The sequence below is a fragment of the Nocardia higoensis NBRC 100133 genome, from assembly GCF_000308595.1.
Lineage (GTDB): Bacteria > Actinomycetota > Actinomycetes > Mycobacteriales > Mycobacteriaceae > Nocardia > Nocardia higoensis.
Map to the genome: position 1 here is coordinate 89,003 of NZ_BAGA01000109.1, position 21,020 is coordinate 110,022.

A 21,020-nucleotide genomic window follows, 5' to 3' on the forward strand; every position below is an offset into this window, starting at 1 on the left:
CATCCCATCAGCGCCATCCGCCGGCAGAAGGCCCCGGCTCAGGGCTGACCGACGCATACCGCCGCCCCGGCCGCGCGATCCGGCCGGGGCGGAATGGTCGATCCGGGCTACACCCCCGCTCGGCTCAGTCGCGGCCGAGGGCGTGCTCGAGTTCCTTCTTGGTCATCTTCGAGCGGCCCTCGATATTGCGGCGCTTGGCGTCGTTGTAGAGCTGATCGCGGGTCGGGCCCTTCGCCCGGTTCGTGCCGGAGCGCTGGCCGCCGCGCTGCTGGGGCGACTTGTCCTGCACCGTCGAGCGGCTGGCGGTCCTGGTCTGCCCGGCCTGCGCACGGTTCTTGTTCACCGTACGGGCCGCGACCTCCTTCGCACGCTCGGTGCTCGCGCCACGATCCTTCGCCGAGTCCTTGATGTGCTCGTACTGGCGTTCCTGCTTGTCGGTCCATTCCTTCGGCATGGCAACCTCCTCGCTCGTGTTGTGGCGAGTACCCCGCCCCCGCTCGGTGCACACAGCGCCGGCGCCTGCAATTGCGCCATGGGCGCCTCCTTCCGGGTACTTTGCGGCGGCAGTACCCGGTGCGGCCGGATGCAATCCCCCGGCGGGGCGTGACGAAGTCCCGGTACGCGGGTGCCTGCCCGGGATGTCGCGCTCGTGTAAGACTGGGCCGGTGAGCGCGGAGGACAGGCCCACGAAACCCGGCACACACGTGGGGGAAGCCGGAAAGAAGGAGACGCTCGATCGCGGAGATGTCATCGGGCAGGGGCTGTTCTGGCTCGCCAAATGGTCGCTGTGCCTGGTGGCGATCGTCGCGGGCCTGTGGGTGCTGTGGCAGCTGCTCGGCGTGCTGTGGGTGATCGTGCTGCCGGTGGCGCTGGCGCTGGTGGTCGCCACGGTGCTGTGGCCGCCGACGCGCTGGCTGACCTCGCACGGGCTGCGGCCCGCGCTGGCGGCGACGCTGTCGGTACTCGGGTTCATCGGCGTCGTCGCGGGCATCATCGCGCTGATCGTGCCCTCGGTGGTCGCCCAGGCCCCCGAACTCGCCGACAAGTCCGGCGAGGGCGTCAACAAGGTGCGCGACTGGTTGCGCCGCCCGCCGCTGAACATCCGTGACGAGCAGCTCGACCAGGCCACCGACACCATCGTCGACCGTCTGCAGTCCAGCGCCGAGCAGATCGCCTCCGGCGTGTTCAGCGGCGTCACCACGGCGGGCTCGGCGCTGGTCACCCTGTTCCTGGTGCTCGTCCTGGCGTTCTTCTTCGTCAAGGACGGGCCCAGGTTCATGCCCTGGCTCCACGGTGTCACCGGCAAGGGCGTGGGCAGGCACTTCGAGGAGGTGCTCCAGCGCGTCTGGGCGACCCTGGGCGGCTTCATCCGCACCCAGGCGGTGGTCAGCCTCATCGACGCGGTGCTGATCGGCATCGGCCTGGTGGTGCTCGGGGTGCCGCTCGCCCTGGTGCTGGCGGTGCTGACCTTCTTCGGCGGCTTCATCCCGATCGTCGGCGCCTTCGTCGCGGGCGCGCTGGCGGTCCTGGTAGCGCTGGTCGCCAACGGCCTCACCACGGCGTTGATCGTGCTGGGCATCATCATCGCGGTGCAGCAGATCGAGGGCAATATCCTGCAGCCGGTGCTGCAGAGCCGCAGCATGCAGCTGCACGCGGTGGTGGTGCTGCTCGCGGTCACCGCGGGCGGCTCGATCTACGGCATCGTCGGCGCGTTCCTGGCGGTGCCGGTCGCGGCGGTCACCGCGGTGGTCGTGCGCTACATCGGCGAGCAGATCGATGCGGCCACCACCGCGGAACCCGGCGATGAGGACACCGACGAGAAGAAGACCGTGCCGGAGGCGGTCCCGGAATAGCCGCGCGAGCCGTCAGCGCATCTGGTGCGCGCGCCGGTAGGCGGCGGGGGTGTGCCCGGTCCAGCGTTTGAAGGCGTGGATGAACGGGGTCGCTTCGGCGTAACCGAGCCGGATGGCGATGTCGTCCATCGACAGTGGCGCGGCGGTCAGCATCTCCTCGGCCAGCGCCCGGCGCACCTCGTCGAGCAGAGCCCGATAGCTGGTGCCCGCCTCGTCGAGGCGTCTGCGCAGGGTACGGGCGCTCATGTTCAGATCGCGCGCCACCGCCTCGAGGGTGGGCGGGCTGCCCACGCCCGTCGCGCCACTGCCGGGAAGCAGTCGTTCGCGCACTTCGGCGGCGATACCGGTGCGGGCGGCGCGGCGGCGGATCATCTCGTGACATTGCGCCACGCACACCTGCCAGGTGGGCTGATTGGCTTGCGGTAGCGGACGGTCGAGCACCTGCGGGTCGATCGCGAACAGCGTGTGCTCGCTGTCGAAAAGCGGAGTGACGCCGAACAATTCCGCCATCCGCGCGGCATACGGCGGCTCGGGATAGGCGAATTCGGCGCGCGAGAGATCCAGCCGTTCACCGAGCAGATCACTCATCACCCGGTGCATGGCGACCACATCGCGTTCGACCAGGAAACTGCGCACATCGACGGGGATCAGCTCGTGGTCGATCCTGGCCACCACCTCGCCGGGCTGGAATTCCACGATCGGGGTGCAGAAGGCGAAACCGAGCCGGTAGTACCGCAGGGCCAGCGAAATGGCCTCGCGCAGGTTCGGGCTGGTGACGCAGGCGTAGCCGAAAATGCCGAAGGTGCTCACCCGGTAGCGCTGTCCCACTCCCATGCCGAGGCCGGGCTCGTCCCCGCAGGCGGCGAGCAGATTGCGCACCACGGCCAGCTCGGTGCGGGCCGGAATCTGCAGATCCGGTTCGGTCAGCGCCGGCTCGTCCAGGCCGGTGCCCGCCAGCAGCCGGGCCGTGCTCACCCCGCGGTCGGCCGCGAATTCGGCCATGACCGCGACCCCGGCGGTGCCGCGCGGGAAATCCCAGGATCGAACCTCGGGCTCCTCGATGGTGTGCACGGCCTCCATTATGGCCGAAACTATGGATTTCCTGACCTCAGGTGTTTGCCGACAAACGTTGTCCAGGTTTTAACGTCGTGTCCATGAGCACACCTTCGATCGTCATCATCGGCACCGGGTTCGGTGGACTCGGCATGGCGATGGAACTGCAGAACGCCGGAATGTTCGACTTCACCATTCTGGAGCGCTCCGACGAGGTCGGCGGCGTCTGGCGGGAGAACACCTACCCGGGTGCGGGCTGCGACATTCCTTCGCCGCTGTACTCCTACTCCTACGCCCCGCGCACCGACTGGCCCAAGCGTTTCTCCCAGCAGGCCGACATCCTCCAGTACATGCGCGATGTCGCCCGCGATCACGGCCTGCTGCCCAAGATCCGCTTCAACAGCGAGGTCACCGAGGCCGAATACGACGACGCCACCGGCCGCTGGACCGTGCGCACCGCCGACGGCGCCGAACTGACCTGCGATGTGCTGATCTCCGCGGTCGGCCAGCTCTCGCGCCCCGCGATGCCGAACATCCCGGGCGTGGAGACCTTCAAGGGCACCGCCTTCCATTCCGCCGAGTGGGACCACAGCGCCGACCTGACCGGTAAGCGGGTCGCGGTGATCGGCACCGGCGCCAGCGCCGTGCAGTTCGTGCCCGCGATCGCGCCGAGCACCGAGCATCTGACGCTGTTCCAGCGTTCGGCGGCGTGGATCATGCCCAAGCCGGACAAGGAGTACAAGTCCTGGCACAAGACGATGTTCAAGCAGTTGCCGTTCACCCGCCTGACCGAGCGCTTCGCGTTCTGGGCGTTCTGTGAGTTCCTGGCGCTGGGCATCGTCGATGTGCCCGCCATCCAGAAGCTGGTGACCTGGATCGGTCATCGGCACCTGGAGAAGCAGGTCCCCGATCCGGAGCTGCGGGCCAAGCTCACCCCGGACTACCCGGCCGGCTGCAAGCGCGCGCTGTTCTCCAACGAGTACCTGCCCGCGCTGACCGCCGACAATGTCACCGTGGAGACCACCGCGATCACCGAGATCACCCCCGAGGGCGTGCGCACCGCCGACGGCGTGCTGCACGAGGTCGACGCGATCGTCTACGGCACCGGTTTCAAGGGCACCGAGTTCCTGTGGCCGATGCAGATCTCCGGTGTCGGCGGCCGCAAGTTGCACGACGACTGGGGCACCGACGGCGCCCGCGCCTACCAGGGCATGACCGTGCCGGGATACCCGAACATGTTCATGCTCTACGGCCCCAACACCAATCTCGGCGTCGGCTCGATCGTCTACATGATCGAGTCGCAGGCTCGCTACATCCGCCAGGCCCTGACGAAGCTGGCCGAGAACCCCGGTCGTGTGCTCGAGGTGCGCCCCGAGGTGGAGGCCGAGTTCGACAAGGACCTGCAGTCTCGTCTGGACCGCAGCCCGTGGAACTTCTGCTCGAGCTGGTACCGCAACGCCGCGGGCCGCATCACCAACAACTGGCCGGGCACGGTGACCAGTTACCGTTGGCAGACGCGGAAGTTCGACCCCGCGGACTTCGAGCTGAAGACCGTCTCCTGAGACGAGAATGGTGAAACTGATGACGTTCGATTACGACGTGGTGATCGTCGGCTCCGGCTTCGGCGGCAGTGTGAGCGCGCTGCGCCTCACCGAGAAGGGTTACCGGGTCGGTGTGCTGGAGGCCGGCAGGCGCTTCGCCGACGACGAGTTCGCCACCACCAACTGGGAGACCAAGAAGTACCTGTGGGCGCCCGCCCTCGGCTGCTTCGGCATCCAGCGGCTCACCTTGCTCAAGGACACCTTCATCATGGCGGGCGCGGGCGTCGGCGGCGGTTCGCTGGTGTACGCCAACACCCTCTACGAGCCGCCGGACCGCTTCTACCAGGACCGCCAGTGGGCGCACATCACCGACTGGAAAGAAGAGCTCGCCCCGCACTACGACCAGGCCAAGCGGATGCTGGGTGTGACGGCCAATCCGGCGACCACCCCCTCGGACCGGGTGCTCGCCGAGGTCGCCGAGGACATGGGCATCGCCGACACCTACGGTCCCACCCAGGTCGGCGTGATCTTCGGCGGCAAGGACGCCAAGCCCGGCCAGCCGGTGCCCGACCCGTTCTTCGGCGGCGTCGGCCCCGACCGCGCCACCTGCACGCACTGCGGCGAGTGCATGACCGGCTGCCGGCACAACGCCAAGAACACCCTGGTCAAGAACTACCTCTACCTCGCCGAGAAGGCCGGCGCCGAGGTGCACCCGCTGACCACCGTGACCGACGTGCGCCCGAAGGCGGGCGGCGGCTACGAGGTCACCACCGTGCGCACCGGCCGCTGGGTCCGCAAGGCCAAGCGCACCTTCACCGCCGAACAGGTGATCTTCTCCGCGGCCGCGCTGGGCACCCAGAAGCTGCTGCACAAGCTGCGCGATCGCGGCTCGCTGCCCGGCATCTCCCCGCGCCTGGGTGAGCTCTCGCGCACCAACTCCGAGGAACTGCTCTCGATCCGCAGCCGCGACAAGAACAACGACTTCACCAAGGGCGTCGCGATCACCTCCTCGATCCACCCCGATCACGACACCCACATCGAGCCGGTGCGCTACGGCAAGGGCAGCAACCTGATCGCCCTGATGGGCACGGCCATGTTCGACCCCGAGGGCAAGCGCGGCAACGTCCGCGTGTGGGCGAGCACCATGCGCAAGATCGGCCTGCGCGACGCGCTGCACCTGCAGAACCCGCGCCGCTGGTCGGAGCAGATGATCGGCCTGCTGGTGATGCAGTCGCTGGACAACTCCATCACCACCTACACCAAGCGCGGCCTGTTCGGCCGCAAGATGACCACCAAACAGGGTGTGGGCGAACCGAATCCGACCTGGATCCCGGTGGCGCACGAGGTCGGGCACCGGGTGGCCGAGAAGATCGACGGCATCGCGGGCGCGCCGACCAGCGCCATCATGAACATCCCGATGACCGGTCACTTCATCGGCGGCTGCGTGATCGGCGACTCCCCGGAGACGGGCGTGGTCGATCCGTACCAGCGGATGTTCGGCTACGAGGGCCTGCACATCATCGACGGCTCGACCATCTCGGCCAACCTGGGCGTGAACCCCTCGCTGACGATCACCGCGCAGTCCGAGCGCGCGGTCTCGCTGTGGCCGAACAAGGGCGAGGCGGACCCGCGGCCGAAGCAGGGTGAGCCCTACCGCAAGCTGGCCCCGGTCGCCCCGCGCAATCCCGTCGTGCCGCCGCAGGCCCCCGCCGCGCTGCGACTGCCCATCGTCGAGATCAAGACCCCGTCCACCGCGCCCGATCCGGCCGCCGAAACCCGCGGCTGAGGCGACCACAGGAGCGAACAGTCATGTCCGTAAGCACCAGCGCGAGCCCGATTCCGGAGGCCGAGGCCGTCGCCACCCTCGCGGCGCTCGAGCGGCACGGCGGCACCTACGAGGAGACCGCCGCCTTCTTCGACAACCTGCCCACGGTCACGGTCGAGGACATCACCCTCGGCCGGTGGCGCGGCGGCGAGATCGCCACCGGCCATCCCATGGACGGTCTGCTGGCCGCCTCCGGCTGGTACGGCAAGCAGTTCGACAGCCCGGAGGACGTGCACCCCCTGCTGTTCTCGACGCCCGGTCAGGGCATCTTCGCCGTCGATCCGCGACGGGTGCCGCTGGGTCTGGTGGACAGAGTTCCGCACAGCCTGGTCGCGCGCGGCAAGCAGGCGCTGCCCGTGCTGTCGTACGGCCTGCGCACGAAACAGCCGCGGGCGAGGCTGCGGGCCGTCGAGTTCCGGGGCAGGGTGAGCGCGGCGATGGTCTACGACCACCTGCCGATCATCGACGTGTTCCGCCGCGTCGACGAGCACACCCTGCTCGGCGCGATGGACCAGCGTGGCGCCCCGCTGCCGTACTTCTTCACGCTGCGCCTGGACCGCTGAGCCACGGTTCCGGCGCGGGTTGATCAGGCCCGCTCGGTCGTCCCCACGGACGCCCGGGCGGGCCGGCGCAGTTTCGGCCGCGGCCGGGCGCCACCGGCGATGCCGCTGTCCCGAGGTCCGGCTGATGTCGACTGCGCCCGACGCCGCTGTCGGTCATTCGACCGATTGTGGCCGGCGCGCGGTCCTGGCAGCGTCGGCTGCGGCCGGGCCCGGCCGAGCCGCGATCGACCCGGCCCGGCCGTCCGGCGGTACGGAATGAAGGCGAGAGGACCGGAGTGGACCAGGATTCGACGGGCGGGCCGCTACCTCCGCACGGGCACATACCGAACAGCGGTGCGCCGCAGCAACCTCCTGCGCCACCAGCACCGCAGGCCCCACTGCAGCAGCCACCGAGGGCGCAGCCTTCGGGACCGCATCCTGTCGTGCATCATGCGGCGCCCGTCCCCCCGCAGCAGCAGCCGATATCCGTGACCTCCGAGTCACAGGTCCCCGCGCAGCGACCGCAGGCCGGGTTCCCGCCCCCGCCGGCGCCGGGCGCGCCCGAATTCCCCGGCGTACGGCCGGAAGCCGGGAAGCCGAAGCGTTCCCGCCGCCTCGGCACGAAGATCGGCGCGTTCACGCTGATCGTGCTCGGCCTGTTCGGCGCGGGCACGGCCACCGGCTGGTGGGGCCACCGCCACTGGGAATCCACTCGCCCCGCCGAGGTGGCGACAGGCGAGCCCGACACCCGCCCGTTCCTCGACGCCGCCTCGACAGCCATGCCCGATGTGCGCGGGCTCGCCGAACCGGTGGCTCGCCAGATCCTGGCCGACGCGGGCGTTTCCGGCGATCGGCTCACCGTGGATTCCCGCCCCTTCGCGGGACTGGCGGGCGTGATCGTCGAACAGGACCCGCCGTTCGGCACCGCGGACCCCGGTGCCGTCCGGCTGACCGTGTCGGTCCCGGCCGCCGTGCCCGACATCGCAGGCCGCGAGGAGAGCGCGCTGGTGAGCGAGCTGCGCGAACTGGGCACCCAGGTCGCGATAGCCCGCCGCTACCAGCCCGGCGCCGCGTCGGGCACGGTGCTGCAGATCGACCCGCCCAGCGGTTCGCCGCTGCCGGAGACCGTCACCGTCACCGTGGCCTCCGATCCGGCCACCGCCTACCTGGCCGATGTACAGGCCGCCGAGAACCGGTGCTCCACCGGCGAGTACTCGCTGGCGGGCAGCGACGAGGAGAACGCGCTGTCGTGCTCGGTCGCCGCGGCCGACGCCCGGTCGCCCCGCGGACCGGTGTGGGAGTTCAACCGCGCCGTCGAGGATGTCGAGCTCACCGTTGGCCTGCCCACCGACGCCGAGCCCGGCTCGCGAGTGAAGATCGTCGTCGCCGCCGACGACCGGGTTCTGCAGGAGGTCGTGGTCGAGTACGGCGACACGGTCACACTGAATCACAACACCCGTGACGCCCTGAAGTTCTCCCTGCTGGCCGTCGCCGAGAGCGGCAAGCCGCAGAAGCTGACCGTGACCGGCGTGGTCCGCGGCGACCGGGACGCGATCATCACCCTGACGGAGAACCGTTGAGCGCCGACCGACTACGCGCACTGTGCTGCGCCCTGCTGCTGCTCGTCCTCGCCTGCCCCGCCTCGTCCCAGGCGGCCCCCTCCGGCGCGTCGGCATCGGCGGCCAAGCGCGGGGACACACCGCTGCTCGTGGTGGTCGACACCTCGGGCTCGATGGACGACAAGGACGCCAACGGCGTCGTGAAGATCGACAGCGCCAAGCGCTCGGTGCTCAGCATCGAGCAGAACCAGGCGACCGGGTCACCGTTGGGCGTGTGGACCTATCCGGGCAGCGGGGGCTGCGACGGCGGCGGTTACGTGCCCGGCTTGGACATGCCGGAACTGAACCCGGCCGTACGCACGAAACTGACCGCCGACGTACTGGCACTGAAGGCCACCGGCGACACCCCCACCGGTCCCGCCCTCGAGTCGGCGGCGAAAGCGATGGCCGCGCAGGGATACTCGGGCGCGACCATCGTGCTCATCTCCGACGGCGAGAGCACCTGCGGCGGCAATCCCTGCGAGGTCGCCCAGCGCATCGTCGACGACGGTTTCGACCTGCAGGTCCACGGCGTCGGCTTCGTGCTGTCCGGGGACGGCCGCGCCGAACTGGAGTGCATCGCGCGGGTCACCAACGGCCGCTACTTCGATGTCTCCGACGGCGCGCAGCTGATCGAGACGACCAAGGCGTTGTCGCGCAGCTCGCTGGAGGTCACCGTCGACGCCCCGAAGACGGCGATCGGCGGCGGCATGGCGACGCTGCGCGCCACCGTCACCAACACCTCCACCACCGAGTCCGCGCCGAACATCGCGCTCTCGCTGGCCTTCACCGAGGGGCCGGAACTGTTTCCCCGGGTCGTCCCGCCCCGGCTGCGCATCGGCAACCTCGCCCCCGGCGCCACCAGCACCACCTACACCTGGGACCTGCCGGTCACCTCCGCCGACATCACCCGCACCGCTCGCTGGCGGGTGGTCGCCACCTCGGCCAACGGAGCCTTCCACGAAGCCTCGGACAAGATCACCGTGCTGAAGAGCGACGAATATGCCAGCGTGGCATCGGGTTTCATCCGCTCGTTGATGGACGACCCCGATGCCCGCATCGGAGTGTTCGGCGACTCCTACGCCAGCGGCGAGGGGGCGGGCGAATACCTGCCCGGCACCGACGAGGTGCACGAATGGTGCCACCGGTCCGACAAGACGCATGTCGCCCAACTGTTCGGTCCGAAGAAGACCGACATCTTCGCGTGCTCGGGCGCCGTGCGATCCGCGCTGTTCGCTCCCTATCCGGGCCGGATGGACAATTGGTCACAGATCGAGGAGATGGGTCGGGGCCCCACCCTCGACGCGGCGTTCCTCAGCATCGGCGGCAACGACATCGGCTTCGGCGACATCGTCGCGGACTGTCTGCTCAACGAATGCGGTAAGGCCGACGCCACAGCCGACGGGCAGCCGACCTCGGAGATGATCGCGGACGCACCACTGCGACAGCGCATCGACGGCCTCACCGCCGCGGACGCGCTGCCGAAGACATACACCCGCCTGCACGACGCACTGAACATCCAGCGCTTCCTCGACGATCGCGACGGTCGGGAGGCCCCCCTGTTCGTGCTCGGCTACCCCAAGCCGTTCCCCGAGATCACCGGTGTCGGTTGCGGCGAGTTCGAGCCGCGCGAGGTCACCTACGCCAACAAGGTCGTGGATCGACTGAACGACGCCATCGCGCGGTCGGTGGCGACGGCGGCGCGCGACGGCAGGCACATCTATTTCGTCGACGCAGTCGAACACGCCATGCAGCCGTCGAACACACTCTGCGACGACGGAGCGTCGGGCATCGTCGGCGTCGGTCTCCTCTCCGGCGGCTACGAGAAGTACGTCAACAAGGTCACTCCGCGTGACCAGGAGTTCGTCCACCCCAACGCCCTCGGCTACAAGCGGATCGCCGGCGCGATCGCGACCTGGTCCACCACCGACGCGGCCCCGGCCACCGGTGTGCCCGGCGCAGGCACCGCCCGTTCCGCGCCATCGGTGGTCACCCGCGTCGAAACGAGCGAGTGCGTGCCCTACGAGCTGACCATGACGACGCTGAACACGCAGGCAGGCCCGGGGGCATGCATCCTGGTCCGCGGCCACGAACTGCGCACCGGCACGGCATGGGCCGAGGTGCACAGCAGCCCGGCCGTCCTGGCCGATGTTCGCGTCGAGGCGGGTGACGACCTGATCCTGTACCTGCCGCCGGACCTGCCGCCCGGGCAACACACTCTCTACCTGAGAAACGTGGCCGAAGACGGCACCGAGTACGACTACGCGCTCGCTCTCACCGTCGCCGAGCCCCTGCCGTGGTGGTGGATTCCGCTGACCGGAGCGTCCGGAGCGGCCCTGCTCGCCGGGCTGGTGCTGCTGTGGTGGTCCAGGCGCTCCCGCACCTGAGTCGATCCCGGCTCCCCCGACGCGAACCGGGACTGCCCGCGTCGGGGTCCGGGCTCCCGACCGTTCACGCACTGCTGCGCATACCGGAGCGGTCGGTGCGGGCGCCCGGTTCGCCGGAAGCGGCCGGGTGGATGGGCCGGTCGGTCGCCGACAACGCCTGCGCCGACCCACCGTGCCGCACGGCCACGATCTCCGCGGCGATGGCGACGGCGGTCTCCTCCGGGGTGCGACCGCCCAGTTCCAGCCCGATCGGCGAGCGCAAGCGGCCGAGTTCGCGTTCGCCGACTCCGGCCTCGCGCAGTTTCGCGCGCCGCTCCCGGTCGGTGTGCCGCGACCCCATCGCCCCGACGTAGGCGACGGGCAGGCGCAACGCTTCGGCGAGGACGGGGATGTCGAACTTCGGGTCGTGGGTGAGCACGCAGATCACCGTCCGCGCGTCGACATCGGTGTCGCGCAGGTACCGGTGCGGCCAGGCCACCACCACCTCGTCGGCCTCCGGAATCCTGGCCGGGTCGGCGAAGGCGGGCCGCGCCTCGCACACCGTCACCCGGTAGCCGAGCAGCGCGCCGACCCGGCAGAGCGCGACGGTGAAATCCGTTGCGCCGAAGACGATCATGCGCGGGCGCGTGGTGAACGATTCGACGAGCACCGTCCGTTCGTCCGGGCCGCACCCGACCGCGCACACTCCGCTCGACCCCGCGTCGAGCATGGCACGCGCCTGCTCCACCACGGCCGGAGGCATCGCACTCACCGGGGGCGGCGCACCCGTCCCGCCCACCTGGACACACGACGCAGACGCGCCCGCCGAGATCGTCGTGTCCGTATCGGTAACCGCGAGCAGCGCGCCGCTGTCGAGATCACGAACCAGCGCGACGGGAATGTCCTCGCGTAGCACGGCCTCGATGACCGCGTGGTCGGCGGCGGTCACGCGCTGCACGAACACATCGAGCTCGCCCCCGCAGGTCAACCCGACCGCGAAGGCGTCGGCATCCTCGTAGCCGAAGCTCTGTCGCACCGGCGTCCCGGTCACGAGGACCTCCCGGCACACCTCGAGCACCGCAGCCTCCACGCACCCGCCCGACAGACTTCCGCGCACCGTCCCCGCCGCATCGACCGCCATCACGGCCCCTATCGAGCGCGGCGCACTCCCGCGCACCGCGACGACGGTGGCCAGCGCGTAGGGAACGCCCTCGGCATGCCAGCGCGACAACTGCCCGGCCAGCTCACGCATGATCGCCTCCTCACCCTGGCGGCACCGGTGCGAATACCGGTTCTTCTGCGAGAATAGCACCACGAGAATATGACTCTCGAAAAACCAGCATTTGATTCTCTATCAAGGCATATCCTGTATTGACGGTGCGTGAACGCCGATGTTAGACAGAGAGGCGGCAGCCGCGACGCGGTCCGCGCGCCTGCTCCACGGGAACGGAGGTACCGCCGGATGACTCGAATCAGGCTGTCACGCAGCATGTCCCATTCGCCGACCCGACGGAGCGGGCGATGACCACCACCGGCGTCCCCGTCACCGGCGCGGTCGGCAGCCGCGTCCCCCGCGTGGAGGACGCCCGCCTGCTCACCGGCGCGGGCACCTACGTCGACGACGTGACCAGGCCGGGCATGGCCCACGCCTGCTTCGTCCGCAGCCCGCTCCCGCGCGCCACCATCACCGGGATCGACGTGAGCGAGGCGCTCGAGTTCGACGGCGTCCTGGCCGTCTACACCGCCGCCGACCTGAACGCGGGCGTCGCGGAGATCTCCTACGCGCTCGACACCCCCGGCTTCCCCGAAGTGTCGCGCCCGCCGCTGGCCGAGGGCGAGGTCCGTTTCGTCGGTGACCCGGTCGTCATGGTGATCGCCCAGGACCGTTACATCGCCGAGGACGCCGCCGAACTGGTCCTCGTCGACTACGAACCACTCACGCCGGTCGTCGACTACGCCACCGCCGCCACCTCGCCGGAACTCGTGCACGCCGCTCACGCGGGCAACTCCGCCGGTGGTCTCGGCGGCCGCCCGCCCGCCGACCTCGCGCCGGTGTTCGACGAGGCCGCCCACGCCGTGCGCCGCACCATCCACCAGCAGGCCTACTCCCCCGTCCCGTTGGAGACTCGCGGCATTGTCGCCGAATGGTCCTCCGGCACAGGCGAATTGACGGTCTGGACCTCCACCCAGTCCCCGCACGAGGTGCGCGGCTTCTGCGCCCGGCTGCTCGGGGTCGACGAGCACCGGGTGCGGGTGATCGTGCGCGACACCGGCGGCGGCTTCGGCCAGAAGGTCGCCCCGCAACGCGAGGACAGCTGCGTGGTGCTGGCCGCCCGCAAGCTCGGCGCCGCGATCAAATGGATCGAGGACCGCCAGGAGAACCTCATGTCCGCGGGGATGGCCCGCCACGAGCACGGCGAGGTGGCGATGGCCTTCGACGCCGAGGGCACGATCCTGGCCGCCACCATCGAGCACGTGCAGAACGTCGGCGCGTATCCGATCCCCTCGCCGCTGACCTCCTCGATCGCCGTCGGCATGCTCTTCCCCGGCCCGTATCGCGTGCCCCAGGCCGGGTTCAGCACCGCGTCGTTCTACTCCAACACCGTCGGCCGGGTCGCCTATCGCGGTCCGTGGCAGTTCGAATCCCTCTCGCGCGAACTGCTGCTCGACGCGGCCGCCCGGCAGATCGGCATCGACCCGGCCGAGCTGCGCCGCCGGAACATGTTGCGCCAGGACGAGATGCCGACCTTCAACCCCAACGGCATGCCCTACTCCGACGCCACTCCGCTGGAATGCTTCGAGCAGGCCCTGAGCATGCTCGACTACGACGCCTTCCGCGCCGAACAGGCCGCGGCCCGCGCCGAAGGCCGCTATCTCGGCGTCGGCACCTGCACCTATATCGAGCCGACCACCGGCGCGACCCCCTTCCTGAGCACCGAGGGCGCGACCATCCGCATCGCGCCGACCGGCAAGGTGAACGTGCACCTGTCCGGCGGGTCGGCGGGCAACAGCCTGGAGACCACCGCCGTCCAGCTGACCGCCGACGCTCTCGGCATCGACATCGCCGACGTGCAGACCCTGCAGGGCGACACCGCCGCCGCGCCGATGGGCGGCGGCACCAACGGCAGCCGCTCCGGCTCGATGGCCGCCGGCGCCATCGAGGCGACCGCGAAGATCCTGCGCGAACAGATCCTCGCCATCGCCGCCCACCAGTTCGGCGCGGCCGTGACCGACGTCGAGTTCGCCGAGGGGCGTGCCCGGCTGCGCGAGGCCGACAAGTCCCTCACCCTGGCCGAGATCGCCCACATCGCCTACTTCCAGACCGAGGCGCTGCCGCCCGGCATGTCCCCCGGCCTGGAGGCGACCGGCCGCCACCGCGCCGACCAGATGATGATCTGGGCCAACGCCACGCACGTGTGCACCTGCGAGGTCGACATCGCCACCGGCGCGGTGACCCTGCTGCGCTACATCGTCAGCGAGGACGTGGGCCCGATGATCAACCCGAACGTGGTGGAGGGCCAGATCTACGGCGGCACCGTGCAGGGCATCGGCGGCGCGCTCTACGAGCACCTCGCCTACGACGACGACGGCAATCCCGTCGCCACCACCTTCCTCGACTACCTCATGCCCACCGCCGCCGAGGTCCCGCACATCGAGATCGGCCACATCGAGACCCGCAGCAGCGGACCCGGCGGTTTCAAGGGCGTCGGCGAGGGCGGCGCGATCGGCTCCACGCCCGCGGTCCTCAACGCCGTCGCCGACGCGCTCGCGCCCTTCGGCGTGGAGATCGACCGGCTACCGCTCTCGCCCGCCCGGATCATCGAGATGATCACTTCCGCGACCCCGGCCGCTCGACCCTCTACAGCCGAGTCCACTCCGGCTCCGAGCGGAACTGCCGCCCCTACCGATGCCGATGCCGATGCCGATGCCGATGCCGATGCCGATGCCGATGCCGATGCCGATGCCGATGCCGGGAAGGGTCTCGCATGAAACCCGCAGCCTTCACCTATCACGCCCCGGAAACGGCGGCCGAGACGGTCGCCCTGCTGACCGAACTCGGCGACGAGGCCAAGATCATCGCGGGCGGTCAGAGCCTGGTGCCGATGATGGCGCTGCGCCTGGCGGCCTTCGAGCACCTGATCGACCTGCGCAAGGTCACCGAACTGCGCGGCATCGACCTCGACGGGGACACGGTCCGCGTCGGCGCGGGCACCACCCACGCGAGCGTCGGACGCGACGAGCACGTCCGTCACCACGTGCCGCTGCTGCACCGCGCCACCCCCCTCATCGGCCACTTCCAGATCCGCAATCGCGGCACCATCGGCGGTGCGATCGCCCACGCCGATGCCGCCGCCGAATACCCCGCCGTCGCACTGACTCTCGACGCCCGCATGCGCACCCTGTCCCCGCGCGGCGAACGCATCATCGACGCAGCGGACTACTTCACCGGTTTGTGGAGCACCGGGATGGCGCCCGACGAGATGCTCGTCGGCATCGACTTCCCCGCATGGCCGGGCCGCCGCGGCTTCGCCATCGAGGAATTCACCCGTCGCGCGGGCGATTTCGCCATGGCGGGCGCGACAGTCGCGATCGCCCTGGACGCCGACTCCCGCATCGAGCGCGTCGGCATCGGCCTGTTCGGCCTCGCCCCCACCCCGCTACGAGCGCGGTCCGCCGAAGCCGAACTGCTCGGCCGTCCCGCCGCCGAGGTGGACGCCGAGGAGATCGGCCGGGCCGCCACCGCCGACCTCGACGCCGTTCCCGCCGACGTCCACGGCTCCGCCGACTACCGCCGCCGGGTGGGCGCGGTCATGGTCACCCGCGCCTGGCGGCGCGCTCTCGAGGAGGCGAACGATGACTGAAACACCCCCTGACGTAGAGATCAGGGTCGTCGTCAACGGCGTCCGCCGCCGCGATCGCATCCCGCCCCGGCTCACCCTGGCCGACTATCTGCGCGAACGCCTCGGCCTCACCGGCACCCATCTGGGCTGCGAACACGGCGTGTGCGGGGCGTGCACCGTCATGCTCGACGGGGCCGCGGTCCGCGCCTGCCTGGTCTTCGCCGTGCAGGCCGACGGTGCGGAACTCACCACCGTCGAGGGCCTGGCCGGTCCCGACGGAGAACTCTCCTGCGTCCAGCGGGCCTTCCGCGACCACCACGGCCTGCAATGCGGTTTCTGCACACCGGGTTTCGTCGTCTCGGCCACCGCCTTCCTGAACGACACCCCCGAACCCAGCGACGAGCAGATCCGCGACGCCATGAGCGGCAATCTCTGCCGCTGCACCGGCTACCAGGGCATCCTGCGCGCCGTCCGCGCCGCGGCCACCGAGCGCGCCACCGAACCCGACGCCGAATCCACCTCGGCGCAACAGAATTGAGCCGAGGATGAAACTCGAGAACACCTTCACCATCCCTGTCCCCGCCGACCAGGCGTGGCCGGTCCTGCTCGACCTGGAACGCCTGGCCCCCTGCGTCCCCGGCGCCACCATCACCTCCCGCGAGGGCGACGACTACCACGGCCGCATCAAGGTGAAGCTCGGCCCGGTCGGCCTGTCCTACAAGGGCATCATCAAGGTCGTCTCCCAGGACGAGGCCGCCGGCGTGGCGGTGCTCGAGGGCAGCGGTCGCGAGAATCGCGGCAACGGCACCGCCAAGGCCGTCATCACCTGCCGCCTCGTCGAATCCAACGGAGTCACCGACGTTTTCGTCGACACCGATCTGGCCATCACCGGCAAACCGGCGCAGTTCGGCCGCGGCGCGCTGGCCGAAGTGGCGGGCACATTGATCGGCACCTTCGCCGACAATCTCGCCGCCGAGATCACCGCCGATCCGAGTCCCGCCGTCACCGCCGAGAGCGCGGAAACGCCCGCGAATACCGCACTGGAACCCACCGCCGCGCAGCACGACACCACATCGAGCGCAGGCGAGGCGACGCAGCCGCTCGGGGCGCAGGCCGCTGCCGTCCGCTCCATCACGCCCCGGCAGGGCGCCGAGCCGATCGACATCATGGCCGCCGCGGGCCTGTCACCGAACCGCCGACTGGCTTTCACCGCCGTGGCCGGGATCGCCGTCGCGGTCCTGCTCACCCTGGCATTTCGACGACGCCCGGGACGACGCGGCGCCAGACCGTGAGGATCCGCCGCACACGGGCGCGCTGCACTGAGCCTCGGTACGCGCGGCATCGAGGTGTGAGGCGAGAGCGGTGCGCGCCAAGGTCGAACGGGTTCGGCGATTGTTGGGCTCGATCCGGCGCAGGGGGACGATGCCGAACTCGGTCAGGCCGACGTCCTCCTCAGCCAATCTGAGGTGGTGAGTGCGTCACCTGTCTCTGCGAGTACCTCATCGAGTTTCTCGGCGGGGGCGTGCTCGTTTTCGGGCCTTCTCGATCGATTCCGGATCGCAGCGTAGATCGTTCCGTGACTCTCAGGCCCAGGTAGTCGGCGTTTCGAGTCTGGTGATGTTACCGTCGGCGTCGAAGCGTGCGGTACTGGAGAACTCCTTGCCGTTCTCGTCGAGAGCGAACTATTCCTGGTAGCTGGTTCCGTCCGCGTTCATGAGGATCGGGCCGCGACAATGGTATGGGTCGGAGCGCCAGGTGGCGGTCAGCGGGTCGAACTGGTTGGCGTAGTTGGGGCCGCCGTGCGCCACTCCGCAGGGGCGGTGGTCCGAGGATCGCAACGGGTTCGCGACCCTGGAATGCGAAGCATGCTCGGCGGTGGCGTCGCTGCAGCCAGGTGCAACAAATGATCCGGGTTCGCGGCAGGGCGCCCTGGGTATCTTCCGAGGGTCTGCGCCAGGACTGCGGCACTGAGGCTTCGCGCAGCAGTCCTGCCCAGCGCATCATGACAAGGCTTCGCCTGCCTCCCACAGCGCGAATGTTCGACGGTAGATTTTCCAGGATGGTCTCGAGCTCCTCGACGGTGATCGGACGCCCTTCGCTTTCGGCGACCTCTTGTATGCCCTTGATGATCCGGTAAAGAGTGAACACGGGTCCGTCGCCGGACGCATACGTAGCCCGCGAATCTTCGGTTTCGAAAATGAACTCTTCGAGATCCATTCGCCAGATATCCGCGCTCGTCATTTTGGACCGGGCTTCTGCCACGATTCCGCGTTCGGCTTCTACGAACTGTCCTGTGTGTCGGTCCAGAACCAATGCTCGCCGCGCTCCGTCATCGCTCGTTTCAATTTTCAACTGACGTCCAAAATAATGGTAATACTCAGTGCGGGTCATAGCTTCGGCATCCCTTTCGTGAGCGCTGGGATGAATATATCATTAGCCCTCAGACGTAATCCATCAATGATCGCCGGTCCGGCGGGCTGGCAGTATCATCCAAGGTGGATCCGGGTGTATTCCAGTCCCGAGCAACCTCATACAGAGCATGGTCGAACTTGTCGGAAACCTTGCCTATTCTCTCGCGGTGTAGTCGAAGTTCGACAACGAGACCGTTTGGCGCCTGCACGTTCATAAGTATGTCGCGGTACCCGCTTGCTGCTGGATCGATGAATCGATCCTTCACCCTAGGTATTCTCAGGCCGGATCGCTCGATGCGGTCGAGGGCTTGGTAGATCTGCTCGACCCGCGCGAAGGTGATCTTCGATCCGGCCAGGTCGACCACTCGGGAGGCATCGTTCTCGTACTCGACGAGCTTTTCGTCGATCCACGCTCGGTTCTTGGGAATCTGTCGTGGCTTTGGTACGCCTCCAACGTGTCTCTTCAGCGTGTCCGTCAGATCATTCATGAATACGCTCTGCGCGTCGTCCCATTTCTCATTAACACGAACCTGCGATGCGGTGAACGACTCGGCGCCGAAGAGGTCGTTCATCTTGTCGATGACGACCTGTAGTGCGACGTACTTCGACTCCTTCCGGGTGCCGGTCCCCGCCACCTGTCTCTGCGAGTACATCATCGAGTTTCTCGGTGGGGGCGTGCTCGTTTTCGGGCCTTTTCGATCGATCCGGGATCGTAGCGCAGTTCGCATTCATCGACGCTGTACGGCTCTTCCCACCAGTTGGGGACATATCCATTCAAAAACGTCTCAAATGTGTAGCAGTTCGAACACCATTCCCACAATCTTCCGGGGCCAGCGAAACTTACGCCGCGCAGGCGTTTCGGGAGTTTCTCATCGAGCTTGTACCATCGGCGCAGGCTATGCGATCCACATATCAGGCAAATACCTTCGATGTCGGCACCGTTCCAGTCATTGTTGAATACCCTTCGCCAGGGCTTGTAAAATTCCTCTTTGATCGGATGCCATTGCATTTCTGTATTCATCGGCATCCCTCGATCCAGCTCTGGAGAGCGTTTCCGGAACCATATGGCGTGCCATCGGCCAAGGATGTTGTACCCCCGTGCATTTCTCCGTCGAAAGTTCCGTTCCTGAGATAGTATCTAGCATGGCTGACCTCGTGTGCGATGGTATTCGCTGCGGTGGCATCGTCCACCAACGCATCGGGGCCTATCCGGACGATTTTGCCACCCTCAAATATCCGCGCTCGTCATGTTTACCTGGGCTTCTACCACGACTCCGCGTGGGGCCTCGACGAACTGTCCGGTACTCCAGTCCAGAACGGATCCCCCCTGCGCTCCGTTGTCGCTGGTTTCGATTTTCAATTGACTACCAAAATAATGGAAGTATTCAGTGTGGGTCACAGCTTGGGCATCCCTTTCATGAGCGCTTGGATGAATATCATCAGCCCGCTGACTGAGTCCATCGATAATGGCCTGTCCGGCGAGGCCCGGAATCTCGTCATGTGGAGATCCGGTGTTGATTTTTAGTCCGCGCGAGATTTTATACAGGACATAGTCGACTTGTCTGAAACTTTGTCTATACTCTTGACGTGTAGCCGGAGTTCGACAACGAGGCCATTCGGCTGGACCTACGTGTCATCAGGCTTCGACCGTATTTCGGGCACGACTGGTGATGCTCCGGAATGCGCCACTCCGCAGGGCCGGTGGTCCGAGGATCGCAACGGGTTCGCGACCCTGGAGTGCATAGCATGCCCGGCGGTGGCGTCGTTCGCGGCGGGGCGCTCTGGGTAGCTTCCGAGGGTCCCAGGGTTGCGGCGCTGAAGCTTCGCGCAGCAGTCCTGCCTCGCGCATCATGACAAAGCTTCGCCTGCCTCCCACAGCGCGAACGTTCGACGGTAGATTTCCCGGATGGTCTCGAGCTCCTCGACGGTGATCGGACGCCCTTCGCTTTCCGCGACCTCTTGTATGCCCTTGATGATCCGGTACAGAGTGAACGCGGGTCCGTCGCCGGACGCATACGTAGCCCGCGAACCTTCGGTTTCGATAATGAATTCTTCGAGATCCATTCGCCAGATATCCGCGCTCGTCATGTTGACCTGAGCTTCTATCACGATTCTTCGCTCGGCTTCGACGAACTGTCCGCTCTTCTCGTCCAGAATCCATCCACGCTCCACTCCGCTATCGCTCGTTTCAATTTTCAGTGGACGTTCAAAATAGTGGTAATACTGGGTGCGGGTCACGGCTTGGGCATCCCTTTCATGAGTGCTCGGATGAATATATCATTAGTCCGCAGGCTGAGTCCATCGATAATGGCTGCTCCGACGACACTCGGGATCTCGTCATCGAGTGATCCGGTGTGGACTTTCAGTCCCTATGAGACTTCATACAAGGCGTGGTCGAAATTGTCGGAAAAGGTGTAGTAGAAGTTCGACAACGAGAACGTTTGGCGCTGGGACGTTCATTAGTATGTCGCGGTACCCGCTTGATGTTGGCTCGATGAACGATCCTTCACCCTCAGTATTCTCAGGCCGGACCGCTCGATGTGGTCGAGGGCTTGGTAGATCTGCTCGACCCGCTCAAAGGCGATCTTCGATCCGGCCAGGTCGACCACTCGGGAGGCATCGTTCTTGTACTCGACGAGCTTCTCATCGACCCGCGCTCGACTCTTGGGCATCTGTCGTGGCTTTGGTACGCCTCCAACGTGTCTCTTCAGCGTGTCTGTCAGATCATTCAAGAATATATTTTGCGCCTCGTCCCATTTGTTATATATCTCATCCACGAACCCTTTCAAATAATTGGGATCCGTTATTCGATTCGCGTCGAACCCTGGTTGACGCACCCGATTAAGCGGGGTTGTTTCGCGAAGCCGTCAGCTCAGCGCGACTGGACACGGCCATTTGCGAATCGGAGCCTGGCCCACTTCGGTGACGCACCAAAGCCCTGACACTGGCCTGCGCGCTGGTCGTGCCGGGGACCGTCATCCCACGCGCGG

General features: G+C 67.6%; 18 protein-coding genes. 11 read left to right on the forward strand and 7 right to left on the reverse strand.

The genetic code is table 11. The annotated features are described in order from the left end of the window. Nucleotides 1-124: 124 nt before the first annotated feature. Entirely contained in the window at nt 125-454 is a 330-nt protein-coding gene (locus ON26_RS19495; protein WP_040797618.1) for a hypothetical protein, read from the reverse strand. 211 nt (nt 455-665) lie between these two features. On the opposite strand from ON26_RS19495, the gene ON26_RS19500 reads away from it, so the two are divergent. Further along, the gene (locus ON26_RS19500) at nt 666-1,853 is read left to right on the forward strand and encodes an AI-2E family transporter (protein ID WP_245545912.1); all 1,188 of its coding nucleotides are present in this window, start codon (nt 666-668) and stop codon (nt 1,851-1,853) included. A 12-nt stretch (nt 1,854-1,865) separates the two neighbouring features. Here ON26_RS19500 and ON26_RS19505 read toward each other — a convergent pair whose 3' ends face one another. Next, nucleotides 1,866-2,933 carry an AraC family transcriptional regulator gene (locus ON26_RS19505; RefSeq protein WP_040797620.1) on the reverse strand — a complete coding sequence of 356 codons (1,068 nt, stop codon included), beginning with the start codon at nt 2,931-2,933 and terminating at the stop codon, nt 1,866-1,868. 74 nt (nt 2,934-3,007) lie between these two features. Between ON26_RS19505 and ON26_RS19510 the strand changes: the two genes are divergently transcribed. The 5 genes from ON26_RS19510 (at nt 3,008) to ON26_RS19530 (ending at nt 10,799) form a co-directional block, all read left to right on the forward strand. After that, nucleotides 3,008-4,468 carry a flavin-containing monooxygenase gene (locus ON26_RS19510; RefSeq protein ID WP_085999048.1) on the forward strand — a complete coding sequence of 487 codons (1,461 nt, stop codon included), beginning with the start codon at nt 3,008-3,010 and terminating at the stop codon, nt 4,466-4,468. Nucleotides 4,469-4,487: 19 nt separating this feature from the next. Next, nucleotides 4,488-6,233, forward strand: a complete 1,746-nt coding sequence (locus tag ON26_RS19515) for an FAD-dependent oxidoreductase (protein ID WP_040797705.1) — start codon at nt 4,488-4,490, stop codon at nt 6,231-6,233. Between the two features lie 23 nt (nt 6,234-6,256). Continuing rightward, the gene (locus tag ON26_RS19520; RefSeq protein WP_051027237.1) at nt 6,257-6,835 is read left to right on the forward strand and encodes a DUF4334 domain-containing protein; all 579 of its coding nucleotides are present in this window, start codon (nt 6,257-6,259) and stop codon (nt 6,833-6,835) included. 467 nt (nt 6,836-7,302) lie between these two features. Further along, nucleotides 7,303-8,394 carry a PASTA domain-containing protein gene (locus tag ON26_RS19525; protein ID WP_040797622.1) on the forward strand — a complete coding sequence of 364 codons (1,092 nt, stop codon included), beginning with the start codon at nt 7,303-7,305 and terminating at the stop codon, nt 8,392-8,394. Next, nucleotides 8,391-10,799, forward strand: coding sequence for a GDSL-type esterase/lipase family protein (locus tag ON26_RS19530; protein ID WP_040797623.1), 2,409 nt, complete (start codon nt 8,391-8,393; stop codon nt 10,797-10,799). The genes ON26_RS19525 and ON26_RS19530 overlap by 4 nt, the downstream gene beginning before the upstream one ends. 64 nt (nt 10,800-10,863) lie before the next feature. Here ON26_RS19530 and ON26_RS19535 read toward each other — a convergent pair whose 3' ends face one another. Further along, nucleotides 10,864-12,030 (reverse strand): XdhC family protein, encoded by a 1,167-nt coding sequence (locus ON26_RS19535; protein ID WP_051027257.1) that lies wholly within the window; start codon nt 12,028-12,030, stop codon nt 10,864-10,866. Nucleotides 12,031-12,299: 269 nt separating this feature from the next. On the opposite strand from ON26_RS19535, the gene ON26_RS19540 reads away from it, so the two are divergent. The 4 genes from ON26_RS19540 to ON26_RS19555 are packed head-to-tail and all read left to right on the forward strand — an operon-like array spanning nt 12,300 to nt 16,911. Next, a complete protein-coding gene (locus ON26_RS19540; protein ID WP_083884216.1) occupies nt 12,300-14,768 on the forward strand; it encodes a xanthine dehydrogenase family protein molybdopterin-binding subunit in 2,469 nt (822 codons plus the stop codon). Further along, nucleotides 14,765-15,640 carry an FAD binding domain-containing protein gene (locus ON26_RS19545; protein ID WP_040797624.1) on the forward strand — a complete coding sequence of 292 codons (876 nt, stop codon included), beginning with the start codon at nt 14,765-14,767 and terminating at the stop codon, nt 15,638-15,640. Before ON26_RS19540 ends, ON26_RS19545 begins: the two co-directional genes overlap by 4 nt. Beyond that, on the forward strand, nt 15,633-16,157 hold the full coding sequence (locus ON26_RS19550; RefSeq protein ID WP_040797625.1) for a (2Fe-2S)-binding protein: 525 nt from the start codon (nt 15,633-15,635) through the stop codon (nt 16,155-16,157). Before ON26_RS19545 ends, ON26_RS19550 begins: the two co-directional genes overlap by 8 nt. A 7-nt stretch (nt 16,158-16,164) precedes the next feature. Then, complete coding sequence (locus ON26_RS19555) at nt 16,165-16,911, forward strand: SRPBCC family protein (protein ID WP_040797626.1); 747 nt, start codon at nt 16,165-16,167, stop codon at nt 16,909-16,911. A gap of 1,148 nt (nt 16,912-18,059) precedes the next feature. On the opposite strand, the gene ON26_RS19560 is transcribed toward ON26_RS19555, so the two are convergent. Together ON26_RS19560 and ON26_RS33475 are read right to left on the reverse strand one after the other, a co-directional pair. Further along, complete coding sequence (locus ON26_RS19560; RefSeq protein ID WP_040797627.1) at nt 18,060-18,686, reverse strand: nucleotidyltransferase family protein; 627 nt, start codon at nt 18,684-18,686, stop codon at nt 18,060-18,062. Beyond that, nucleotides 18,683-19,051: a hypothetical protein gene (locus ON26_RS33475; protein WP_157171939.1), complete on the reverse strand. Its 369-nt coding sequence runs from the start codon at nt 19,049-19,051 to the stop codon at nt 18,683-18,685. Before ON26_RS33475 ends, ON26_RS19560 begins: the two co-directional genes overlap by 4 nt. 156 nt (nt 19,052-19,207) lie before the next feature. On the opposite strand from ON26_RS33475, the gene ON26_RS33480 reads away from it, so the two are divergent. Then, nucleotides 19,208-19,555 carry a hypothetical protein gene (locus tag ON26_RS33480; protein ID WP_157171940.1) on the forward strand — a complete coding sequence of 116 codons (348 nt, stop codon included), beginning with the start codon at nt 19,208-19,210 and terminating at the stop codon, nt 19,553-19,555. Nucleotides 19,556-19,878: 323 nt separating this feature from the next. On the opposite strand, the gene ON26_RS19565 is transcribed toward ON26_RS33480, so the two are convergent. Together ON26_RS19565 and ON26_RS19570 are read right to left on the reverse strand one after the other, a co-directional pair. Continuing rightward, nucleotides 19,879-20,268 carry a hypothetical protein gene (locus ON26_RS19565; protein ID WP_157171941.1) on the reverse strand — a complete coding sequence of 130 codons (390 nt, stop codon included), beginning with the start codon at nt 20,266-20,268 and terminating at the stop codon, nt 19,879-19,881. Nucleotides 20,269-20,489: 221 nt separating this feature from the next. After that, on the reverse strand, nt 20,490-20,762 hold the full coding sequence (locus ON26_RS19570; RefSeq protein ID WP_157171942.1) for a hypothetical protein: 273 nt from the start codon (nt 20,760-20,762) through the stop codon (nt 20,490-20,492). Between the last annotated feature and the right edge of the window lie 258 nt (nt 20,763-21,020).